This window comes from Skermanella mucosa, from assembly GCF_016765655.2.
Lineage (GTDB): Bacteria > Pseudomonadota > Alphaproteobacteria > Azospirillales > Azospirillaceae > Skermanella > Skermanella mucosa.
Window position 1 is genome coordinate 3,110,424 of record NZ_CP086106.1, and the last position, 19,923, is coordinate 3,130,346.

At 66.3% G+C, this 19,923-nt stretch carries 19 protein-coding genes; 4 read left to right on the forward strand and 15 right to left on the reverse strand.

Annotated elements, in window-relative coordinates; translation table 11 throughout:
• Window positions 1-17: 17 nt before the first annotated feature.
• The 12 genes from JL100_RS14280 to JL100_RS14335 all read right to left on the reverse strand — a co-directional run bounded on the left by JL100_RS14280 (window position 18) and on the right by JL100_RS14335 (window position 11,196).
• A complete protein-coding gene (locus tag JL100_RS14280; RefSeq protein ID WP_202680359.1) occupies window positions 18-833 on the reverse strand; it encodes a carbon-nitrogen hydrolase family protein in 816 nt (271 codons plus the stop codon).
• Entirely contained in the window at window positions 830-1,630 is an 801-nt protein-coding gene (locus JL100_RS14285; RefSeq protein WP_202680360.1) for an ABC transporter permease, read from the reverse strand. Before JL100_RS14285 ends, JL100_RS14280 begins: the two co-directional genes overlap by 4 nt.
• Window positions 1,627-2,481: an ABC transporter permease gene (locus tag JL100_RS14290; RefSeq protein ID WP_228421262.1), complete on the reverse strand. Its 855-nt coding sequence runs from the start codon at window positions 2,479-2,481 to the stop codon at window positions 1,627-1,629. The genes JL100_RS14285 and JL100_RS14290 overlap by 4 nt, the downstream gene beginning before the upstream one ends.
• A complete protein-coding gene (locus tag JL100_RS14295; RefSeq protein ID WP_202680361.1) occupies window positions 2,478-3,512 on the reverse strand; it encodes an ABC transporter ATP-binding protein in 1,035 nt (344 codons plus the stop codon). The genes JL100_RS14290 and JL100_RS14295 overlap by 4 nt, the downstream gene beginning before the upstream one ends.
• Window positions 3,513-3,534: 22 nt before the next feature.
• Window positions 3,535-4,626, reverse strand: coding sequence for an ABC transporter substrate-binding protein (locus tag JL100_RS14300; RefSeq protein WP_202680362.1), 1,092 nt, complete (start codon window positions 4,624-4,626; stop codon window positions 3,535-3,537).
• A gap of 47 nt (window positions 4,627-4,673) precedes the next feature.
• The gene (gene speB, locus JL100_RS14305) at window positions 4,674-5,726 is read right to left on the reverse strand and encodes an agmatinase (protein ID WP_202680363.1); all 1,053 of its coding nucleotides are present in this window, start codon (window positions 5,724-5,726) and stop codon (window positions 4,674-4,676) included.
• An 8-nt stretch (window positions 5,727-5,734) separates the two neighbouring features.
• Window positions 5,735-6,904, reverse strand: a complete 1,170-nt coding sequence (locus JL100_RS14310) for an aminotransferase (protein ID WP_228421264.1) — start codon at window positions 6,902-6,904, stop codon at window positions 5,735-5,737.
• A gap of 124 nt (window positions 6,905-7,028) precedes the next feature.
• Window positions 7,029-7,730: a fumarylacetoacetate hydrolase family protein gene (locus JL100_RS14315; protein WP_202680364.1), complete on the reverse strand. Its 702-nt coding sequence runs from the start codon at window positions 7,728-7,730 to the stop codon at window positions 7,029-7,031.
• The gene (locus JL100_RS14320; RefSeq protein ID WP_202680365.1) at window positions 7,727-8,482 is read right to left on the reverse strand and encodes an ABC transporter permease; all 756 of its coding nucleotides are present in this window, start codon (window positions 8,480-8,482) and stop codon (window positions 7,727-7,729) included. The genes JL100_RS14315 and JL100_RS14320 overlap by 4 nt, the downstream gene beginning before the upstream one ends.
• A gap of 22 nt (window positions 8,483-8,504) precedes the next feature.
• Window positions 8,505-9,308 carry an ABC transporter ATP-binding protein gene (locus tag JL100_RS14325; protein WP_202680366.1) on the reverse strand — a complete coding sequence of 268 codons (804 nt, stop codon included), beginning with the start codon at window positions 9,306-9,308 and terminating at the stop codon, window positions 8,505-8,507.
• Entirely contained in the window at window positions 9,308-10,135 is an 828-nt protein-coding gene (locus JL100_RS14330; RefSeq protein ID WP_202680367.1) for an ABC transporter permease, read from the reverse strand. Before JL100_RS14330 ends, JL100_RS14325 begins: the two co-directional genes overlap by 1 nt.
• Before the next feature lie 44 nt (window positions 10,136-10,179).
• Window positions 10,180-11,196, reverse strand: coding sequence for an ABC transporter substrate-binding protein (locus JL100_RS14335; protein WP_202680368.1), 1,017 nt, complete (start codon window positions 11,194-11,196; stop codon window positions 10,180-10,182).
• A 193-nt stretch (window positions 11,197-11,389) separates the two neighbouring features.
• Here JL100_RS14335 and JL100_RS14340 point away from each other — a divergent pair, with 193 nt between their 5' ends.
• The 3 genes from JL100_RS14340 (at window position 11,390) to JL100_RS14350 (ending at window position 13,680) form a co-directional block, all read left to right on the forward strand.
• Window positions 11,390-12,073 (forward strand): FadR/GntR family transcriptional regulator, encoded by a 684-nt coding sequence (locus JL100_RS14340; protein ID WP_202680369.1) that lies wholly within the window; start codon window positions 11,390-11,392, stop codon window positions 12,071-12,073.
• A 75-nt stretch (window positions 12,074-12,148) separates the two neighbouring features.
• Window positions 12,149-13,123, forward strand: coding sequence for an Rpn family recombination-promoting nuclease/putative transposase (locus tag JL100_RS14345; RefSeq protein ID WP_202680370.1), 975 nt, complete (start codon window positions 12,149-12,151; stop codon window positions 13,121-13,123).
• 113 nt (window positions 13,124-13,236) lie between these two features.
• Window positions 13,237-13,680 (forward strand): DUF4383 domain-containing protein, encoded by a 444-nt coding sequence (locus JL100_RS14350; RefSeq protein WP_202680371.1) that lies wholly within the window; start codon window positions 13,237-13,239, stop codon window positions 13,678-13,680.
• An 80-nt stretch (window positions 13,681-13,760) separates the two neighbouring features.
• On the opposite strand, the gene JL100_RS14355 is transcribed toward JL100_RS14350, so the two are convergent.
• The 3 genes from JL100_RS14355 to JL100_RS14365 form a co-directional block, all read right to left on the reverse strand.
• A complete protein-coding gene (locus JL100_RS14355) occupies window positions 13,761-14,156 on the reverse strand; it encodes a DUF2934 domain-containing protein (protein ID WP_202680372.1) in 396 nt (131 codons plus the stop codon).
• Window positions 14,157-14,386: 230 nt separating this feature from the next.
• A complete protein-coding gene (locus JL100_RS14360; protein ID WP_407696999.1) occupies window positions 14,387-16,108 on the reverse strand; it encodes a cation acetate symporter in 1,722 nt (573 codons plus the stop codon).
• Window positions 16,105-16,410, reverse strand: a complete 306-nt coding sequence (locus tag JL100_RS14365) for a DUF485 domain-containing protein (protein WP_202680373.1) — start codon at window positions 16,408-16,410, stop codon at window positions 16,105-16,107. Before JL100_RS14365 ends, JL100_RS14360 begins: the two co-directional genes overlap by 4 nt.
• A gap of 130 nt (window positions 16,411-16,540) precedes the next feature.
• Here JL100_RS14365 and JL100_RS14370 point away from each other — a divergent pair, with 130 nt between their 5' ends.
• Window positions 16,541-19,915 carry a PAS domain-containing hybrid sensor histidine kinase/response regulator gene (locus tag JL100_RS14370; protein ID WP_202680374.1) on the forward strand — a complete coding sequence of 1,125 codons (3,375 nt, stop codon included), beginning with the start codon at window positions 16,541-16,543 and terminating at the stop codon, window positions 19,913-19,915.
• Window positions 19,916-19,923: the final 8 nt, after the last annotated feature.

Genomic DNA, 19,923 nt, shown 5'->3' on the forward strand with positions numbered 1-19,923 from the left:
CTTGAGGTCTGGTTGGTTCAGGTCTGGTCGGATCCGCTGATGAAACGCATTCGGCGGTCGATCAGGTACGGGTTCGCCGCGCGGGCGGCGCCGAAAGCGGCGGGATCGAGGTCGGCAACCAGCAGGTGGGCGCCCGACGCCGGCGCGCGGGCAAGGTCGGAACCGTCAGGCGCCGCGATGCCGGACAGCCCGGCATAGGCGAACGCGGCGTCCTGTCCGGCGTGATTGGCGTAGGCGACGAACGCCTGATTCTCGAAAGCCCGTACGGGAATGATCGACCGGGCGATGAAGGCGGCGTGCTCGCTGGCCGGCAAGGCAGTCGGCACCAGGATCAGGTCGGCGTCGGATGACGCGAGATGGCGAACCATCTCCGGAAACTCGACATCGTAGCAGATCAGCAGGCCGGCCTTCAGGCCTCCCAGAGGAAATACCGCCGGAGCGGCCTCCCCGGGGCGGAACAGCCCCTTCTCGTAGTCGCCGTACAGGTGCAGCTTGCGATAGACGTGCCGGGTGCCGTCCGGCAGCACCGCGGCGGCGCTGTTGAAGACGGCTCCGTCCACAGCTTCGGCGAAGCCGCAGACCACGGCGATTCCGGTGCGGGCGGCGATCGCCGCAAGGCCCGCGACCTGCGCGCCATCGGCAGGTTCGGCCATGTCCCGGATGGCGGAACCGGCGCCATAGCCGGTGAGCGCCAGTTCGGGCGCCAGCAGGCAGCCGGCACCGGCGGCGGCTGCCTCCTCGGCGGCGGCGGCGATGCGGTCCAGGTTGGCGGCGACATCGCCCGCGACCGCTTCCATCTGGAGCAGGGCGAGACGCAGGGGGGCGTTGGTCAATCCCGCGAACTCCAGGCGCCGAGCAGTTTGGGCAGGTCGCCGAAGCGGGCGATCAGGCCGAAGATCAAGGCCGCCACCGCGACGAACAGGATGCTGACCGCCGCCATGGTCGGGGTGTAGCCGTAGCGCAGCGAGTTGAAGATCTTGATCGGCAGTGTCTCCAGCGTGAAGCCGACCGTCATGTAGGCGACGATGTACTCGTTCAGCGACAGCACGAAGGCGAACGCGAACCCCGACACGATGTAGGGGCGGATCAGGGGAAACACGATGGTTCGCAGGATGGTCCGGTCGTCGGCCCCCATGGTCGCCGCCGCCTCCACCAGCGCCCGGTCGATCGACGCGAACCCCAGCGAGAGCGTGACCAGCGGCAGGGTGACGAAGAAGATGCCGTGCGCCACCACCACCGTCCAGGGTTGCCCGTAAGCCCCGACCGTCGTCCAGAACGTCAGGAAGCCCAGCGCGGTGATCACCGGCGGCAGGATGAAGGGCGCCGTGCCGAGCATCTGGAACACGCGCGCCCAGGGAGCGTAGCGTCGCCACAGGAACCAGGAGAGCGGGAAAGCGATCGCCACCGCCAGCGCCGCGGAGAGCGCCGCGACGGCCACCGAGGCCGTCAGGGCGCCGCGCCAGGCGGCGTCGGTGAAGATCTCGCCGTACCAGCGGACGGAGAAGCCCGCGGGCGGGAAGACCAGGGTCCTCTGCGCGTTGACCGACACTCCGGCGATGACGATCAGCGGCGCCGCCAGGAACAGCGCGACCAGGGTGAACAGAACGCGCCGGAACAGCTTGCCGCTCATGCCGCGCTCTCCTTCCGGCCGACCAGCAAGGCGAGCCCCACCAGCGAGAGCGTCACCAGAACCAGGAACACGGCCATGGCGGCGGCGAACGGCAGGTTCGATTGATAGACCGCCTGGTCCGTGATCAGCACCGACAGGGTCCAGTGCTGCGGCCGTCCCAGGAGCTGGGGCAGCAGGTAGGAACCGAGCGCGAAGACGAAGACCATGATGAAGGTCGCCAGGATCGTGTTCCGCAACGCCGGCACGACGACGGTGAGGAACGCGCGGAGCGGGTGGGCGCCCAGGGTGCGCGACGCCTCCATCAGGGTCGGGTCCAGCCGCGCCATCGCCGGATAGAGGACCAGCACGGTATAGGGGAACGCCTGATAGACCATGCCGGTCAGCACGGCGCCGAAGTTGGGAGTCAGCGCCGTCGGCCTCTCCATCAGTCCGAGCCAGACCAGCAGGTTGGAGATCCCCGCGGTCCGCGACAGCAGCGTGGACCAGGCGAAGCCGATGATCACCTCCGACAGGGACAGCACCGCGAGCAGGGCCACCAGCCAGGCGACCTGGACCCGGCGGCGGGTCCGGGCCAGTTCATAGGCGAAAGGAAACCCGACCGCGACGCAGATCACGGATACCAGCGCCGCCAGCCCCAGGGAGAACCCCAGCACGCCGCCGAAAAAGGCGGTGAGGAAGCGCTCGTAGCTGCTGAACACGAAGTCCGGCGTGTAGAAACCGCCGGGCTGGCGCTGAAAGAAGCTGACCATCACCATGATGCCGAACGGCACCACGAAGAAGACGGTCAGCATCAGGGCTGGGAAGGCCAGCGGGGCGTAGTCCGCCGCCCGCTTCGGAGCATCCGCCCTCACGACGCAAGAACCCGGCAGGTTTCGGGATCGAGCCTCAATCCGACGGTATCGCCGACCTGGAAATGCGCCCGCTCGCGCGGGGAGGCGACCGCGACGATCTGGGTGCCATCAGCATCGACGAAGGTCTCGATGCTGGCGCCCAGGTCCCGGATGAAGCTGATCCGGCCGGTCAGCGGAGCCTCGCCGGCCGGGACGAGGTGGATGTCCTCCGGCCGGACCGACAGCGTCGCCTCCGCCTGGCCCGGCGCCAGGCTGACGCCGGGGATGGTGCCGCCGGGAGCCTCGACGCCCTGCCCGCCCGCACGGACCATGATCAGGTTGGTGGAGCCGATGAAGTCGGCGACGAAGCTGTTGACCGGACGCCGATAGATCTCGACCGGCGATGCCGCCTGCTGGATGCGCCCTTGACCCATCACGACGACCAGGTCGGCCATGGTCATCGCCTCCCGCTGGTCGTGGGTCACGACGATCGTCGTGATGCCCAGGCGCTGCTGGAGCTTGCGAAGCTCCACCTGCATGGCCTCGCGCAGCTTGGCGTCCAGCGCGGACAGCGGCTCGTCGAGCAGGAACAGCTTGGGTGACAGAGCCAGAGCGCGGGCGATGGCGACGCGCTGGCGCTGTCCGCCGGAGAGCTGCGATACCGGCCGGCCGGCATAGCCGCGCAGGTCGACCAGGGCCAGCAGTTCCTCCACGCGCGCCTCCTGCTCGGCCCGGCCGACGCCTCGGATGCGCAGGGGGTAGGCGACATTCTCGCCGACGTTCAGGTGCGGGAACAGGGCCAGCGATTGGAACACCATGCCGAAGTCGCGCCGATGCGCCGGCACCCGTGTCATGTCCTTGCCGTCGATCAGGATCCGGCCGGAGGTCGGCTCCTCCAGCCCGGCGATGGTCCGCAGCAGGGTCGTCTTGCCGCAACCGGACGGCCCCAGCATGCAGACGAAGGTTCCGTTCGGAACGGCGAGGTCGACATGGTCGACGGCGGCGACGCCGCCGAACCGCTTGGATATGCCCTCAAGTACCAGGCCGGACATGGATAGCCTCCCCCAGGTCAAGTCAGCCGGCGACGATCAGCTCGGTCCATTTCTGGTTCAGCCAGTCGGACTTGGTCTGGTAGAGGTCGTAACGCGGGATGATCGGCTCGATGTCGCTGGATACCGCCGCGAACTCCTGGTCCGTCAGGTCGGTCAGGCTGCGGGCGACGGTCGGCGCCGTCCCGACATTGCGCGACAGCTTCGCCTGGATCTGCGGCTGGCTCATGTAGTTGATGAATTCGTGGGCCTCAGCGGTCTTCTTGGAGGCCGCCGACACCGCCCAGCAGCCGGAATCCAGGATACCGCCCTCCTTCGGGAAAGTGGAGCGGACGGGGTTGCCGTCGGCAGCGGCGAGGCCGGTCACGTCGTGGTAGTACTGGCCCATGGGGATCTCGCCCGACTTCAGCGCCTGCTCGAATTGCGCCTCGTCCCGGTACCACAGCCGGACGTTCGGCTTGACCTCCGCCAGCTTGTCCATGACCTCCAGGATGCCATCCTCGGTGTCGAGCTTGGCGGGGCCGCCGAAGAAGGTCTTGGCGGTCACTTCGAGCAGGAAGGAGTTGGAGACCAGCGCCAGCAGGCCCAGCCGGTCCCGGTTGGCGGGATCCCACAGCGCGGCCCAGGATTCCGGCGCCTCCGGGAAGACGTCGGTGTTGGTCACCAGCGTGATGTACCAGGCGACCGCACCCACGCCGGCGATCCGCCCGTCGGGGTACTTGTTGACGAACTGCGGCAGCAGGTTGCCCAGGTTGGTAAGCTTGGCGGGGTCGAGCGGAGCCCACAGGTCGATGGCCTGCCCCTTCAGCATGGCGACCTGGGACATCATCGACACGTCGGCCGGCGCCTGGCCGGCGCGGGCGGCCTGGGACAGCTGGACCAGCCAGGCCTCTCCCGTCGGCTCCGAGATGGACTCCACTTCGATCCCGGTGGCGCTGGTGAAATCCGGGAAGATATGCTCGTCGAAGGATTCCTGGAAGTACCCGCCATAGACGCCGACCTTCAGCGAACGGTCGGCCGCCCGCAGGATGGAGGGCATGGCGAGCAGGGCGGCGCCAGCCGCGGCCCCCGCCAGGACGCTGCGCCGGGTGATCCCGAACTTGTTGAACTCGGTCATCGCTTCACCTTCCTGTTCTGTTCGTGCGGTCTTTTGTTTTTGGTTCGTTACTGCTTGGCGCCGATCGACGGGCTATAGACCATCAGGCTGAGGATCTCGAACAGCATCTGCGCGCCCGCCTGGGCCGTGTTGGTCGTGGCGTCGTATTGCGGGGCCACCTCGACGACGTCGCCGCCGACGATGTCCAGGCCCTTCAGCCCGCGCAGCAGTTCCAGCGCCTCGCGGGTGGTCAGGCCGCCGATCTCGGGCGTGCCGGTGCCGGGCGCGAAGGCGGGATCCAGGCTGTCGATATCGAAGGAGACATAGGTCGGGCCATCGCCGGCCACCGTGCGGGCGCGCTCGATCACCGCCGGCATGCCGAGGCCGGTGATCTCCTCCGCGTGGATGACGGTCATGCCGCTGTCGTAGGAGAACTCCCACAGGTACTCGGCCGAACCCCGGATGCCGATCTGGATCACCCGCTTCGGGTCCAGCACGCCTTCCAGCACCGCCTGACGGAAAGGCCCGCCGTGGTGGAACTTCGTCTGGTCGAACCCGCCGCTGGTGTCGCAATGGGCGTCGATATGGATCATGCCGACCGGCCGGCCCTTGCCCAGCGCCTTCAGGATCGGCAGCGAGATGGAATGGTCGCCGCCGACCGACAGGGGAGCGACGCCGGCCGCCACGATCCTCGCCACATGAGCCTCTATGTCCTCGTGGGACAGGTCCAGGCTGAAGCGGCTGCGGAACGGCACGTCGCCGATGTCGGCGACCCGGAGTTCGGTGACCGGGGCCGTCTGGAGCACATGGTTGTAGGGACCGATCCGCTCGATGGTCCGCAACGCCCGCGGACCAAAGCGCGACCCATTGCGATTGGTCACGCCCAGGTCCATCGGCACGCCGAGAAGTGCGACCTGCAGGTCGCCGAAATCCGGGTCCTGCGGGTCGATCGGCCGGTGCGGCGCCGTCAGGAAGGTCGGCATGCCGGCATAGGGGGCGAGCCGCGTGCCGCTCTTGGAGAAGATCGTGTCCGCGACCTTGCGGAAGGTCGGGTCGAACACCTCGCCGCCGTGCAGTTGGCCGTATTTCGCGCGCAGGCGCTCCAGTTCTTCCTGGTCCATGGATCGTCCTATCCTATCGTCAGGTTCAGGAACCGGTCGGGCAGTCCTTCGATGGCCGCCCGATCCGCGTTGGCGAAGGCGATGCGGAGATGGCTTTCGTTGCCCGGACCGAAATAGCTGCCGGGCAGGCACAGGACGCCGCGCTCCTCCGCGAGCCGCTCGGCGACGGCGGCGGCCGGCGCGTCGAAGGGATGGCGGAGAAAGGCGAAATAGGCGCCGATCGCGTCCAGTCGCCAGCCGTCCAACCGAGCCGCCGAAGCCCGGAAAGCCGCGGCCCGCCCGATGATCTCCCGCCGGTTCTCCTCCCGCCAGGCGGCCATCGGCTCCAGCGTGGCCGCCAGCGCGTGCTGGCCCACCCGCGGCGCGCAGATCTGGACGCAGTCCATCACCTTGGCGAACTCCGCGAGGAACGCCTCGCCGGCGACCACGGCGCCGAGCCGGTGGCCGGGGATGCAGAATGATTTCGAGAAGCTGTAGAGCTCGACCAGCGTGTCCTGCCAACCAGGCTGCCGGAACAGGTCGTGGGGTCGCGTCCCGGCATCGGCCAGGAAGTCCCGGTAGGTCTCGTCCAGGATCAGCGCCACGCCCCGGTCGCGGCAGATGCGATGGATCGCCCGCAGCGTTTCCGGCGGGTAGACGGCGCCGGTCGGATTGTTGGGACTGATCAGGACGACGGCGCGGACGCGCTCGTCGATGGCGGCGGCGATCCGCGCCGGGTCCGGCACGAACCCGTCCTCCGCCGATGCGGGCACAGCCCGGGCCTCGATCCCGAGCATGTCCAGCGTCATCTTGTGATTGAAGTACCAGGGGCTCGGCAGGACGATCGCCTCGCCGGCCTTCGCCAGCGCCAGCGCCGCGACGAAGAAGGCCTGGTTGCATCCCGACGTGATCGCGATCTCGGACGGCCGGATCGGCGCGCCGAAGATCCCGCACACATGGCCGGCATAGGCCGTCCGCAGGTCCTGGTCGCCGAGGATGGCGCCATAGCCGGCCAGCAGCGGCGACGCGGCGGCGCTCGTCAGGGCTTCGAGGATGTCGGGGTGGGGCGGGTAGCCGGGAACGGCCTGCGCCAGATCAACCAGAGGGCCGCGACCGCCGTCATAGCGTTTGGCCCAGCCCTGGGCTTCGGGTATCGGCGGACTGGCGGTTTCGTGAACGAGAGGGTTGACGCGTGTCACCAGGGTACTCCAGGCGCGGGACTTCGTTGCAGCCGGCCATACCCTGATACAGCGTCGAAAAATCGAAATCCAGGGAGCATCGTCGGCGGACGATGCTCCCTTTCGGAACTCCGGGCCGAAGGGCTCAGACCACGGTGACGTTCAGCTCGGTGACCCCGTCGACGCCGCCGACCAGCACGTTCCCGCGCTTGACGCCGCCCACTCCCGCCGGCGTCCCGGTGAAGATCACGTCGCCGGCGGCCAGGGTGAAGTAGTCGGAGAGGTAGCTGATCATCTCCGGCACCTTCCAGATCATCTGGTTCAGGTCGCCCTCCTGCCGCTGCTCGCCGTCGCACTTCATCCAGACGCGGCCCTGGCTCGGATGGCCGATCTCGGTGACGGGGATGATCTCGCTGCACGGGGCGGACGCCTCGAACGCCTTGCCGATCTCCCACGGGCGGCCGAGCTTCTTGGCCTCGCCCTGCAGGTCGCGCCGGGTCATGTCGAGGCCGACGCCATAGCCGAAAACATGGTCGAGCGCCTGGTCGATCGGGATGTTCTTGCCGCCCTTGGACAGTGCCACCACCATCTCGATCTCGAAATGCACGTCGTCCGACCGGTCCGGGTACGGGAACTTGCCGTCGGTGACCAGGTTGTCCGGGTTCTTCTGGAAGAAGAACGGCGGCTCGCGGTTGGGATCGTGCCCCATCTCGATCGCGTGGGCGGCGAAGTTGCGGCCGATGCAGTAGATGCGATGGACCGGAAAGCGCGCGTCGGAGCCGCGGATCGGCAGGCTGGGGATGGCGGCGGGTTCGAAGGCCCAGCGGCCGTTGCTATTGGCACTCATTGACGGACTCCAGCGTAGTATTCGATGCGTTTTTCGATGGTGCCGACCAGTTCGGACACCAGGATGGCGAAAGCGAAAACAAGGATGGTCAGCGCCCAGAACCGCTCCATCAGGAAATTGCGGGAGTACAGTTCGAACAGCTCACCATAGCCGATGATCGAGACCAGAAGCTGGCCGATCACCACTCCCTTCACGCCGCGGATCATGCCCAGGCGGATGCCGGCGAGTATCTCCGGCAAGGCCGCCCACAGCAGGATTTTCAGGTAGACGTCGCGCGGCTTGGCGCCGAACGACCGGCTCATCTCCACCAGCGAGCCGGAGATGTGCTTCACCCCGGCCTGGGTGTCCAGCGCGATGATCCAGACCGCGAACAGGAAGACCGTCGCGACGATGGTGGCGTCGCCCAGGCCGAACAGGATCATCAGGATCGGCACCAGCGCCGACAGCGGGGCGCTGACGAACAGGTTCACCCACATGCCGAGCAGGCGGTCGGCGGCGCGGAACCGGCCCATCAGCACGCCCAGCGCCACGCCCACCACGATCGCCAGCACCATGCCGGCAACGAAGCTGCGGAGCGTCACCACCGTGGCCGACTGGAACTGCGGCGACTGCACCAGCTCCACCATGGCAGCCAGGACCGCCGTGAACGGCGGGATCAGGAACATCAGGTCCAGGCGGCCGACCAGCTCCCACAGCAGGCACCAGACCAGCAGCGAGGACATCATGGGCACGCGGTAACCGAACAGGGTCATGGCCGTCCCTCCCCTTCCCCGCTCACTCGACGAACTGCTTCAGGCCGTCCCAGATGTCCTCGACGGTATCCAGGTAGCGCCGGTCGCGGCGGATCTCGTCGGGAGTGCCGTCCCGCGGGATATCGGGCCTGATGATGCGGGATACCCGGCCGGGCCCGCGCGACAGCAGGATGATTCGGTCGGAGACATAGACCGCCTCCTCGATGCTGTGGGTCACGAAGATGAAGGTCTTGCGCTGGACCCGGCGCAGGCTCAGCAGGTCCTCCTGGAACTTGCGGCGGGTCTGCTCGTCCACCGCCGAGAACGGCTCGTCCATCAGCAGCACGTCGGCATCGACCGAGAGCGCGCGGGCCAGGCCCACCCGCTGGCGCATGCCGCCGGACAGCTCGTGCGGGTAGCGTTCCTCGAAGCCGGCCAGACCGACCTCGGCGATGTAGCGCCGGGCGATCTCTTGGCGCTGGGGCTTCGGCATGCCCCGGAGCTCCAGCCCGAAGGCGACGTTGCGGATGACCGTCGCCCAGGGCATCAGCGCGAAGTCCTGGAAGACGAACGCGCGCTCCGGCCCCGGACCCGTGACCGGGCGACCCTTGACCAGGACCTCGCCCTTGGTCGGCTCGATCAGGCCGGCGATCATCTTCAGCAGGGTGGTCTTGCCGCACCCGCTGGGGCCGAGCAGCGAAATCAGCTCGCCGCGGGGAAAGTCCAGGTCGATCTCCTTCAGCGCCTCGAAGGTGCCGTAGAACTTCGACAGGCCGCGGACCTCGACGATGTTGTCGGCCTTGGCCGGGACGGGCATTTCGTGGATGCGGGGCATGGCGGCCTGCATCAGGCGATCTCCCTCTTCTCGGGGCGGAACAGGGACACTTCGAGGCGCTGCAAGCCCCCGACCGTGACCGCGGAGAAAACGATGATGGAGGTGATGGTCGCGTACATCTCGGCATAATTGGCGACCGAGCGATGGTAGGTGATCAGGTCGCCGATACCGGTCGGCGTGATCAGCAGTTCCGCCAGGACGATGCCGATGAAGCCGGCCGAGATGCCCAGGCGGAGGCCGGCGAAGATCAGCGGGCTGGCGTCGGGAATGACGATCTTCACGACCTGCTGCCAGCGGGTGCCCTGGAAGGAGCGGCACATGGCGACCAGGGACGGATTGACGTTGCGGACCGCCTTGTAGCAGTTGAGCACGATCACCGGCAGCGCCAGGACGCAGACCGACAGCACCTTGGAGGTCATGCCGATGCCGTAGACGAACGTGATCAGCGGGATCAGCGCCGCCATGGGGGCAGCCTGCATCACGATGAAGACGGGCGCGGCCAGCCACTCCGCCATCGGCTTCAGCCCCATCAGGATGCCGATGCCGACGCCGATGACGGCGGAGATGACGATGCCTATCACCAGGGGCTGGAGCGTGGTTGCGTATGCCGAGATCAGGCTGCCGTCCAGCACCATCCCGACGAACGCCATGAATGTCTGGGAGAAAGGCGGCAGCGCATAGTTGACCGGGATCTGCCCCGCCACCTCCCAGATGCCGCAGAACAGCGCGAGGGAGAGCAGCCGCCAGAACAGGCTATGGTCACGGGAGGCGGCCCAGCGGGCGAAGGCGGTTGCCGGCCCGATCGGCGGACCGGCGTTATGGACGAGAAGCTGCGACATGTCGGGTCCTTGCGGTCTTCGTCAGGTCTCCGTACCGGCCGGCGTCAGCGCCGGCCGACCTTCTGAAGAGCCTGGTCCAGGGGCTCCAGCGTCCAGAAATCGGCCACCTTCAGGCTCGCCGGATCGCCCTGCAGCTGTCCGGCGACGCTGTAGAACTCGAAGTCGTCGCGGGCCGCGTCCTCCCCGCCGCCATTGGCCGGGAACAGGCCGACATCCGCGGCATCCTTGTAGTAGGGCTCCAAGTCTGCGACGACTTCGGCCGGCAGGTCGGGAAGCAGGTTGTATTTCTGGCGGAACTCGGTGACGATGGCGGGCTTGGCGTCGATTTCCCGGAAGGTGTTCAGCAGTTCCTCGGTCAGGATGTTGACCGATTCCCGCTCGCGCTCCAGGAAATTGGTGTTGGCGTAGAGCGCCTCGTCGCTGGCGTCGATGCCCTCCACCGGCAGCACCTTGAACTTGCCGGGAGCCTGTGCCTGGAGCAGGCGCCAGCCGGCGGAATCGACGATGGTCGCCTTGACGTTGCCCTGGAGAAGCGCTCCGGTACGGACCTCCGAGCCCGGAACGTAGCTGACCTGGCCGTAACGGATGTCGTTCTTCTTGGCCAGCAGGTTCATGATCGCCTCGGTGCCCGAGCCGCGGGAGTGAACCGCGATCTCCTGCCCGTTCAGATCCTTCCAGTCCTGGTGGAACTCCGTGTTGACCACGGGATAGAAGCGCAGCGTGCTCATCTGGTAGAAGATCCGGATCGGGGCGCGGACTTTCTGGAGAAGCGCGTAGGGCGTGCCGACGCCGATGTCCGCCTGCCCGCCGACCACGGCCTGGGCGGCGATATCCTCGGACTTAAGGTATGTGATGTCGATATCGACGCCGCGCTCCTTGGCCCGCTCGATCGCGGTCAGGAAGCCCAGGGCTTCGACCGACGCGATGTCGCCGAAAGCGATTCGGATCTTGCCGGCCGCCTCGGCGTCGAACGGCGCGGCCGACAGGCCGAGGGCCACGACGAGCGCCGCCCCGGCGCGCGACACTGACTTGGACAGGACGTTCCGATCTAACAAAGCCATGGCTTCCTCCCTATAGGTTCGCCAATCACCGGATGTCTGCGAGACATGCTCACGGGCCGGGTTGATCCCGACCATTCTTAACCAATACCACAATGGTAAAGCTTGGTTTGAGCTTGAGTCAAGCGATATGACTTGATTTTCTCGGGCTGTCTGGCGATCATGGGGAACCAATCACGAAATTGGTTGAGGCTCCATGACGACCAACGGTGTCGACCCACAAGGCACGCTGACCCAACTCCGGGCATTCCTGGCACAGGCCCCGCTGACGGTGGACAGCCGCCTGCCGCCGGAACGCGAACTCTGCCGGCAACTCGGCGTCAGCCGAGGCGAGTTGCGGAAGGCCCTGGCGACGCTGGAGGCGGAGGGGCAGTTGTGGCGCCATGTCGGCAAGGGCACCTTCATCGGCAGCCGGCCGACGGAAAGCCTCGCCGATCTGTCCGTCACGACCAGCCGGACCAATCCGGCCGAAGTCATGCAGACTCGGCTGCTGATCGAGCCGGAGATCGCGCGGATGGCGGCGCTCAATGCCACGGCAGCCGACATCGCGGAAATGCGGGCCTGCATGGCGCGGTCGCGGACGGCAGCCTCCTGGCGCCAGTACGAGAGCTGGGACAACCGCCTTCACCGGTCAATCGCCGAGGCCACGCGGAACACGCTCCTGCTGACCATCTTCGATACGCTCAACGCGGTCAGGCGGGCGGTGGCCTGGGGCCGACTCCGCGCCAACAGGACGCAGCCCGATCCAAAGCACCACAGTTTCACCGAGCATGAGGAGATCGTCGCCGCCATCGCGGACCGGGACATGGAGCAGGCGGCGCAGGCGATGCGCCGCCATCTTCAGACGGTAGAACGCAAGCTTCTGAACCAGCATCAGTAGCATTGTCCCCGAAGTGACAACCGGACGCACCTGAAGTGCCTTGCCCTGCATGCCCCTGTAGTCCACAAGCTCCGCATGACACGCGGCAGCTCACACCACGACCATATCATCAAGACCCTGCTCGGACGTCCGGCGACCGCCGCGACCTTCCTGCGCGAACGGCTGCCGCCCGAGATCGTGGCGCTGATGACGCCGGAGTTGCCCGTGCTGCTGCCCGGCTCCTTCATCGATTCCGACCAGCGCGACAGCCACACGGACCTCCTTTACCGAATCGGCCTGCGAACCGGGAGAAGCGCGCTTGCCCAGGTCCTGATCGAACATGACGGCCGCAGACGCCCGACATCCGCCGTACTGTCCAAGCTTCTGCGCTACATCGCGTTGACCGGAGAAGACCATATCGCCAGCGGCGGGAAACCTCCGTTGCCTCCGGTCATTCCGCTGGTGATCTGTCATGGCACAAAGCCATGGGCGGAGCCACCGGACTATTCGGGCCTGTACGATGTCGGTCCGGAACTGGCACCGTTCGTGCCGAAATTCGCTTATACCGTCTTCGACATGCGCACGACGGTGGACGAGGATCTGTCGCGTGATCCCTTCCTGCGCTTCGGTTTGGCAGTCATCAAGCTGGCGCGCGGAACACGGGCATTTCGAAGTCGGCTGCTTGCCCTGGCCTCCGACGAAGTCTACCGGGATGACAGGATCGTCCAGCTTTTTATCTACATGATCAATGTCTATACTGACCTGGATCGGCCGACCCTCGACATGCTGACGGCCCCCTTGTCGAAAGAGGAGCGCGACGAAGTGGCGACGATGGCTCAAAGATTGTACGCGGACGGCAAAGCCGATGGCCGGGTGGAAGGCAAGGCGGAGGGCAAGGCGGAGGGCAGGGCCGAGTTGCTGCTCGACATTCTCGAATACCGCTTCGGCCCTATCCCCAACGAAGTACGGATGCGCATAGCCTGCGCGGATCCCGGTTCGATCACCTCGATGGTTCGCCGGGCCATGGAGGCCAAAACCTTGGATCAGGCGCTGAACCCGCAAAAAGGCTGACGGCTGCCATGCGGCCGGCCTGATCCGGATCGCGAAGGTTTTTGGGAACCCAAGGGATTTCGCACTGTTGGGCGGCAGGACACGTCCAGTGCAACCTTTGGGGAAAACCAGCCATGAGCACACGCTACTTCTCACTTGTCCTGGGAATCGTATTCCTTCTGGTCGGCGTCGCCGGCTTCATTCCCGGACTGATGCACATGCCTGAACAGGCTGCCGACGTGGAAGTGACCGAGAACTTCGGTCGTCTGTTCGGCCTGTTCCCGGTCAATATCCTGCACAACATTGTTCACATCATCTTCGGCATCTGGGGTATCGCCGCGTACCGGAACTATGGGGGCGCGCGCGTCTATTCCCGGGCAGTCGCCGTGATCTATGCCGTCCTGGCGGTCATGGGCTTCATTCCGGGACTGAACACCACCTTCGGCCTGATCCCGCTTTACGGTAATGACATCTGGCTGCATGCCGTGATCGCCATTGCCGCCGCGTATTTCGGATTCATGGTCAAGGACACCGAGGTGGGCCACAGCACCACGACGACGACCACGCACCGGATCTAAAGAAGCCGCATGATGCCGTCCGGCACGACCGGGCGGCATCGCTCCTTTGGCGTGAGCGGTGCAGCGTGATGGCTCCCGCTTCAGGCCTTGGCCGAACGCTTCGGCTTTTCAGACGCAGCTTTCGGCGCGGCGGCTTTCCGGCCCTTGGCCTTCGGCTCGGACGGCGGCGCTTCCTCCGCTTTGGGAGCCGCCGTCTTTCGGGTGCGCGTCTTGCGCACCGGCACCGCTTCGGCCGGGGGTGCTTCTTCCGCAGCGGCGCTCTCAGTAGAAAGGGACGCCTCCGCGGAACCCATCTGGCGGCCGAGATCGTCGGTCGGTCCGGCGGGATCGGCGGCATCGTCGACCCAGCCGTCCTCGGCCCTGATCTCCTGCGCGGCCATGTGCCAATGCACATCCCCACGACCCTCCGGCCGCCCTTCGCGCTCCCAGATTTCGTAAGCGCGTTGCTTGATCCGGTCTTCCTGTTCAGGCGACATGAAATCCTCCTCGTCTGCTCGTTTCGGATCCGGTTGTTTTGCCCGAAAACACATGCCACCTCACGATGTTCCTGGAAAGGAAAATCGACGCTTTCAAGGACTTAGCGGCGATCCGGTCTCACAAGGTCGGCACAGACAAGACGCCCCGGGAAGATGACTTCCCGGGGCGTTTCAGTTGGTCGGTCAGGAAGGTTCGTTGAACGCCCGTCTTTACATCCGACGGTCGGCACTCAGTGGGCAGATGCCCCCTCCGCCCCGATGCCGGTCTGGGAACGGATATACTGGGCTTCGAATGCCCGCTCCTCGTCGGCCGCGTTCTGGCTCTTGTCCAGCACCGAGAACAGCCAGGACCCGAAGAAGGCCAGCGTGACCGAGAAGATCGCCGGGTTGTCGTACGGGAAGGGAGCGCTGCCCTTGGGGTGGGAAAGCACGCTCTCCCACACGGTCGGCCCCAGGATGACCATGACGGTGGCGCTGATCAGGCCCATGAAGCCGCCGATCAGGGCGCCGCGGGTGGTCAGCTTCTTCCAGAACATCGACAGGAAGATGATCGGGAAGTTGGCGCTCGCGGCGATAGCGAAGGCCAGGCCGACCATGAAGGCGATGTTCTGCTGTTCGAACGCGATGCCCAGGATGATCGCCAGGATGCCGAGGCAGACGGTCGCGATCTTGGAGACCCGGATCTCCTGCTGCTCGTTGACCCGGCCGCGGCGGAACACCGAGGCATAGAGGTCATGCGACACCGCGGAAGCGCCGGCCAGCGTCAGGCCCGAGACCACCGCGAGGATCGTGGCGAAGGCGACGGCCGAGATGAAGCCGAGGAACAGGTCGCCGCCGACCGCGCGGGCCAGATGGATCGCCGCCATGTTGGTACCGCCGATCATGTTGGTGATCGGGTTGACCGTGCCGTCCGGACCGGGCCGGAAGAATTCCGGATTGTTCATCAGCAGGACGATGGCGCCGAAGCCGATGATGAAGGTCAGGATGTAGAAGTATCCGATGAAGCCGGTGGCGTAGAAGACCGACTTGCGGGCCTCCTTGGCGTCGGCGACGGTGAAGAAGCGCATCAGGATGTGGGGCAGTCCCGCGGTGCCGAACATCAGCGCGATGCCCAGCGAGATCGCCGAGACGGGATCGCTCACCAGCGTGCCGGGCTGCATGATCGCGACATGCTTCGGATGCATGTCGACGGCCGCCTGGAACAGGGCGCCGATATTGAAGTTGTAGTTGACCAGCACCATGATCGCCATGAACGAGGCGCCGGAGAGCAGCAGGACCGCCTTGATGATCTGCACCCAGGTGGTCGCCAGCATGCCGCCGAAGGTGACGTACAGGATCATCAGCACGCCGACCAGCACGACCGCATAGACATACTGCAGGCCGAACAGGAGCTGGATGAGCTTGCCGGCGCCGACCATCTGGGCAATCAGGTAGAGCGCCACGACGACCAGCGAGCCGGAGGCCGCCAGGGTGCGGATCGGGGTCTGCTGGAGGCGGTAGGAGGCGACGTCGGCAAAGGTGTACTTGCCGAGGTTGCGCAACTGCTCCGCGATCAGGAACAGGATGATCGGCCAGCCGACCAGGAAGCCGATGGAGTAGATCAGCCCGTCGAAGCCCGAGGTGTAGACCAGCGCCGAGATGCCGAGGAACGAGGCCGCCGACATGTAGTCGCCCGCGATCGCCAAGCCGTTCTGGAAGCCGGTGATACCGCCGCCGGCGGAGTAGAAGTCCTTGGCGGTCTTGGTCTTGGACGCGGCCCAGTAGGTGATCCCCAGGGTTCCCGCCACGAAGATCAGGAACATGACGATGGCGGTCCAATTGGTCGCCTGTTGCTGGACGGCGCCGCTGATCGCGTCGGCGGCGAAAGCCGTGCCGGATGCCGCCACGATCGGGGCGGCGACCAGTGCCGTCAGTCCGCCCGCCGCCATTGCTCCTTGCGTAAACCGTTTCATCGCCTGCTCTCCTCGATGATCTGCCGGTTCAATTCGTCGAACTCGCTGTTGGCGCGGCGCACATAGATGCCGGTCAGCAAGAAAGCCGAGATGATGATCACGAGGCCGAAAGGAATTCCGAGCGTGATCACGCCGTAGACCGGTACACCGAGCAGGGAGGGAACGAAGGCAACGATCAGGATAAAGCCGTAGTAGAGCGCCAGCATCAGGATGGAAAGTTGCCACCCGAACTTTGTGCGCTTTTGGGTTAATTCAGCAAATTTTGGGTTGTTTCTGATCTTATGCGTCAGTTCTTGTCGCATTTGGGGTCTCCTCGGAAGGCTGTTTCTTTGTGTCTGCCCTCATCGTGGACAAGGTTTAATACTACAACCCGACCGTTGGGAGCCCCGACCTTGGTCTAGGTGTTCGAAATAATTGTGCGGACAGGCGGTGATGGAGACCTGGATCGTTGCGCTGGTGGCGCTTGTGACCCTTTCAGTGTTGTTCGCCGTCGCTTGGCTAGGCGACCGCTGGTCCTCGGCCGGCCGCGGCGCGGCCCGGGCGCCGATCCTCTATTCCCTGAGCCTGGCGGTCTATTGCACGTCATGGACCTTCTACGGATCGGTCGGCCGCGCAAGCGTCAGCGGCTTCGATTTCCTGCCCATATATCTTGGGCCGATCCTGATGCTGGGTCTGGGCTCGCGGGTGCTGGCACGCATGGTCCGCATCGCGAAGTCGGAGAACGTCGTCTCTATCTCCGACTTCCTGGCCGCGCGCTACGGAAAGAGCCAGACTGTCGCGGCGCTGGTCACCGTCACGGCGGTGATCGGCGTATTGCCTTACCTGGCACTCCAGTTGAAGGCGATCGCGATCAGTTTCGAGGCGCTGACCGGAGCCGACGCCGGCGATCGCCTGATCTCGACGGACACCGTGATTTTGGTGACCGGAGCCATGGCGGTGTTTTCGATCCTGTTCGGCGTGCGGCATATCCACGCCAACGAGCACCATCGCGGCCTCGTCCTGGCGGTCGCTTTCGAATCCGTGGTCAAGCTGGCGGCGTTCCTGATCGTCGGCGGGGTCGTCACCTTCGCGATCATGGGGGGTCCCGGCGCCCTGTGGGAGCGTGTCGCGGGGCATCCCCGCCTGCCCGACCTGCTCGTGCCGGACCTGGGACGCTGGAGCTGGTGGACCATGACGCTGCTGTCCGCCTTCGCGATCCTGTGCCTGCCCCGCCAGTTCCACGTGGCGGTGGTCGAGAATGTCCATGTCGACGACGTGAAGGCCGCATCCAGGCTCTTCCCGCTCTATCTCGTCGTGATCAACCTGTTCGTGATGCCGGTAGCGTTGGCCGGTGTCCTGCTGTTCCCGGACGGCACCGTCAGCGCCGACACCTTCATGGTGTCGATCCCCATGGCAGAGGGCTGGCCGACCGTCGCCCTGATCGCCTTCGTCGGCGGATTGTCGGCCGGGACCGGGATGATCATCGTCGCCGCGGTAACGCTCAGCACCATGGTCTGCAACGACGTGGTCGTGCCCGCGCTGCTCCGCCTGCGGCCGGGCACCGCCGCGTGGCGGGACGATCCGGCGCGCACGCTGCTTCTCATCCGGCGTTCCGCGGTGGTCGGAATCCTGGCGCTCGCCTACGGTTTCCACCGGCTGATCGGTGCCGCCTACCCGCTGACCACGATCGGCCTCGTCTCCTTCGCCGCCGTCGCCCAGTTCGCGCCCGCCCTGTTCGGCGGACTGGTCTGGCGGCGGGGCAATCGCGCCGGTGCCATCGGCGGCATTGCCGCAGGCTTCTCGGTCTGGACCTACACCGCCCTGCTGCCGTCGTTGGCGGATGCCGGCTGGATGGACACGGCCCTGCTGGTGGAGGGGCCGCTGGGACTTGGCTGGCTGAACCCGCGCGCCCTTCTGGGCATGCCGGGCCCGGATCCGCTGACCCACTCCGTCCTGTGGAGCCTGGGGCTGAATATGGCCTGCTACGTAGTCCTGTCGCTCACGGTTCCCCAACGGGACGTCGAGAGGCAGCAGGCGGAACGGTTCGTCGCCATGCGGTCCGACGGCAAGTCCGGCGCCGTGCGGGGAATGACCCGGGTAGCCGATCTTCATGCCCTGGCGGCCCGATATGTCGGGAGCGAAAGGGCCGACGCCGTCTTCGCCGGCCGGCCCGGATGGCTCGACAAAGCCGATGGCGAAGCGGTTCGGCTGACCGAGAACCTGTTGGCGGGGGCCTTGGGATCGGCTTCCGCCCGCATCGTGGTGGCCGGCATGCTGAAAGGCGGCCGCCTGTCCCCGCTGGCAGCTCGCTCCATGCTGGACGAGGCATCCCGGGCCATCCTCGCCAAGCACGACCTGCTGCGCGCGACGCTGGAGAACATCCACCAGGGAATCTGCGTCGTCGACCGTGACGACAGGGTGATGACCTGGAACCAACGGTTCGCCGCCTTGAACGGCCTGCCCGAGAGTCTGCTCAAAGCCGACATGCCGCTGTCCGAGATCATGGGGAGCGGGCTGGTCCGCTCCGGCAGGTTCGAGCGGCGCCAGCCTGACGGCACCGTCCTGGAGGTGGCGGCCAATCCGATGCCGAACGGCGGCTTCGTGATGACCTGCACCGACGTGACCGAGCGCCACCGGACGGCCGCCGCCCTGAGGGAGGCGAACGAGGGGCTGGAACGCCGGATCGAGGAGCGGACATCCGATCTGGCCGCGGCCAAGGCCGAGGCGGAACGGGCCAACCGGAGCAAGACGCGCTTTCTGGCGGCAGCCGGCCACGACCTGATGCAGCCGCTGCATGCCGCCCGCCTGTTCCTCTCGGCGCTGGCGGAGCGCGATGCAGATCCGCTGATCGGCCAGGTCGACGCGTCGCTCCGCTCGGTGGAGGAACTGCTGGGCGAACTGCTGGACGTCTCCAAGCTGGACTCCGGCGTGGTTACCGCCAAGGTCGCCGATTTCAGGATCGAAGACGTGCTGAGCCCGCTACGCGACGAGTTCACCGTGCTTGCCGGTCGGCATGGGTTGGCTTTCCGCACGGTCGCCTCGACCGCGGCGGTCAGCAGCGACCCGGCCCTGCTCCGCCGCATCCTGCAGAACTTCCTGGCGAATGCTATCCGCTACACGGAGTCGGGGCGCGTCCTGCTCGGCTGCCGTCGGTGCCGCGACGGACTGCGGATCGAGGTCTGGGATACCGGAGTCGGCATTCCCGACGACAAGTTGAACGACATCTTCATCGAGTTTCGGCAGTTGGAGGATGTCCCTGCGGAGCGAGGCAAGGGACTTGGACTGGGATTGAGCATCGTCGAACGCTTGGCCGGCATCCTGGGCCACAAGGTGACGGTCCGGTCCGAGCGCGGTCGTGGAAGCTGCTTCGCGATCGCCGTGCCCTATGCCGCCGCCGCGGTAACCCGGCGGCGCCAGCCTTCCCGGCGGCCCAGCCGGGATTTCGGCGCGGCTCTGGTGCTGTGCATCGACAACGATCCCGCGGTGGCGCGCGGCATGGCGACACTGCTGGAGGGCTGGGGTTGCCGCGTGGTGACCGCCTCCGACTCCGGAAGCGCGCTTGCGGCATTGGACGGACGGATCCCCGACGTCATCCTGACCGACTATCACCTTGATTTCGGGTCGACCGGCCTTGAGGCGCTTGGCGAACTGGAAAGTCACCTGGGCGTCTCCGTCCCGGCCGCCCTGATCACCGCGGACCACGGTCCCGCCATTCAGGACGAGGCCGACGCCCGGGGCTTCGCGCTGGCCCGCAAGCCGCTCCGGCCGGGCGCCCTGCGGGCGCTGGTGGCGCAACTGGTTGCCCGCGCCCGACAGGCGGCGGAATAAACCGTTCC

Coding starts and splice junctions, on each gene's coding strand:
- JL100_RS14285 (WP_202680360.1), bottom strand. CDS start 1,630: ATGAGCGGCAAGCTGTTCCGGCGCGTTCTGTTCACCCTGGTCGCGCTG.
- JL100_RS14295 (WP_202680361.1), bottom strand. CDS start 3,512: ATGTCCGGCCTGGTACTTGAGGGCATATCCAAGCGGTTCGGCGGCGTC.
- JL100_RS14300 (WP_202680362.1), bottom strand. CDS start 4,626: ATGACCGAGTTCAACAAGTTCGGGATCACCCGGCGCAGCGTCCTGGCG.
- speB (WP_202680363.1), bottom strand. CDS start 5,726: ATGGACCAGGAAGAACTGGAGCGCCTGCGCGCGAAATACGGCCAACTG.
- JL100_RS14315 (WP_202680364.1), bottom strand. CDS start 7,730: ATGAGTGCCAATAGCAACGGCCGCTGGGCCTTCGAACCCGCCGCCATC.
- JL100_RS14320 (WP_202680365.1), bottom strand. CDS start 8,482: ATGACCCTGTTCGGTTACCGCGTGCCCATGATGTCCTCGCTGCTGGTC.
- JL100_RS14325 (WP_202680366.1), bottom strand. CDS start 9,308: ATGCAGGCCGCCATGCCCCGCATCCACGAAATGCCCGTCCCGGCCAAG.
- JL100_RS14330 (WP_202680367.1), bottom strand. CDS start 10,135: ATGTCGCAGCTTCTCGTCCATAACGCCGGTCCGCCGATCGGGCCGGCA.
- JL100_RS14335 (WP_202680368.1), bottom strand. CDS start 11,196: ATGGCTTTGTTAGATCGGAACGTCCTGTCCAAGTCAGTGTCGCGCGCC.
- JL100_RS14340 (WP_202680369.1), top strand. CDS start 11,390: ATGACGACCAACGGTGTCGACCCACAAGGCACGCTGACCCAACTCCGG.
- JL100_RS14345 (WP_202680370.1), top strand. CDS start 12,149: ATGACACGCGGCAGCTCACACCACGACCATATCATCAAGACCCTGCTC.
- JL100_RS14350 (WP_202680371.1), top strand. CDS start 13,237: ATGAGCACACGCTACTTCTCACTTGTCCTGGGAATCGTATTCCTTCTG.
- JL100_RS14355 (WP_202680372.1), bottom strand. CDS start 14,156: ATGTCGCCTGAACAGGAAGACCGGATCAAGCAACGCGCTTACGAAATC.
- JL100_RS14360 (WP_407696999.1), bottom strand. CDS start 16,108: ATGAAACGGTTTACGCAAGGAGCAATGGCGGCGGGCGGACTGACGGCA.
- JL100_RS14365 (WP_202680373.1), bottom strand. CDS start 16,410: ATGCGACAAGAACTGACGCATAAGATCAGAAACAACCCAAAATTTGCT.
- JL100_RS14370 (WP_202680374.1), top strand. CDS start 16,541: ATGGAGACCTGGATCGTTGCGCTGGTGGCGCTTGTGACCCTTTCAGTG.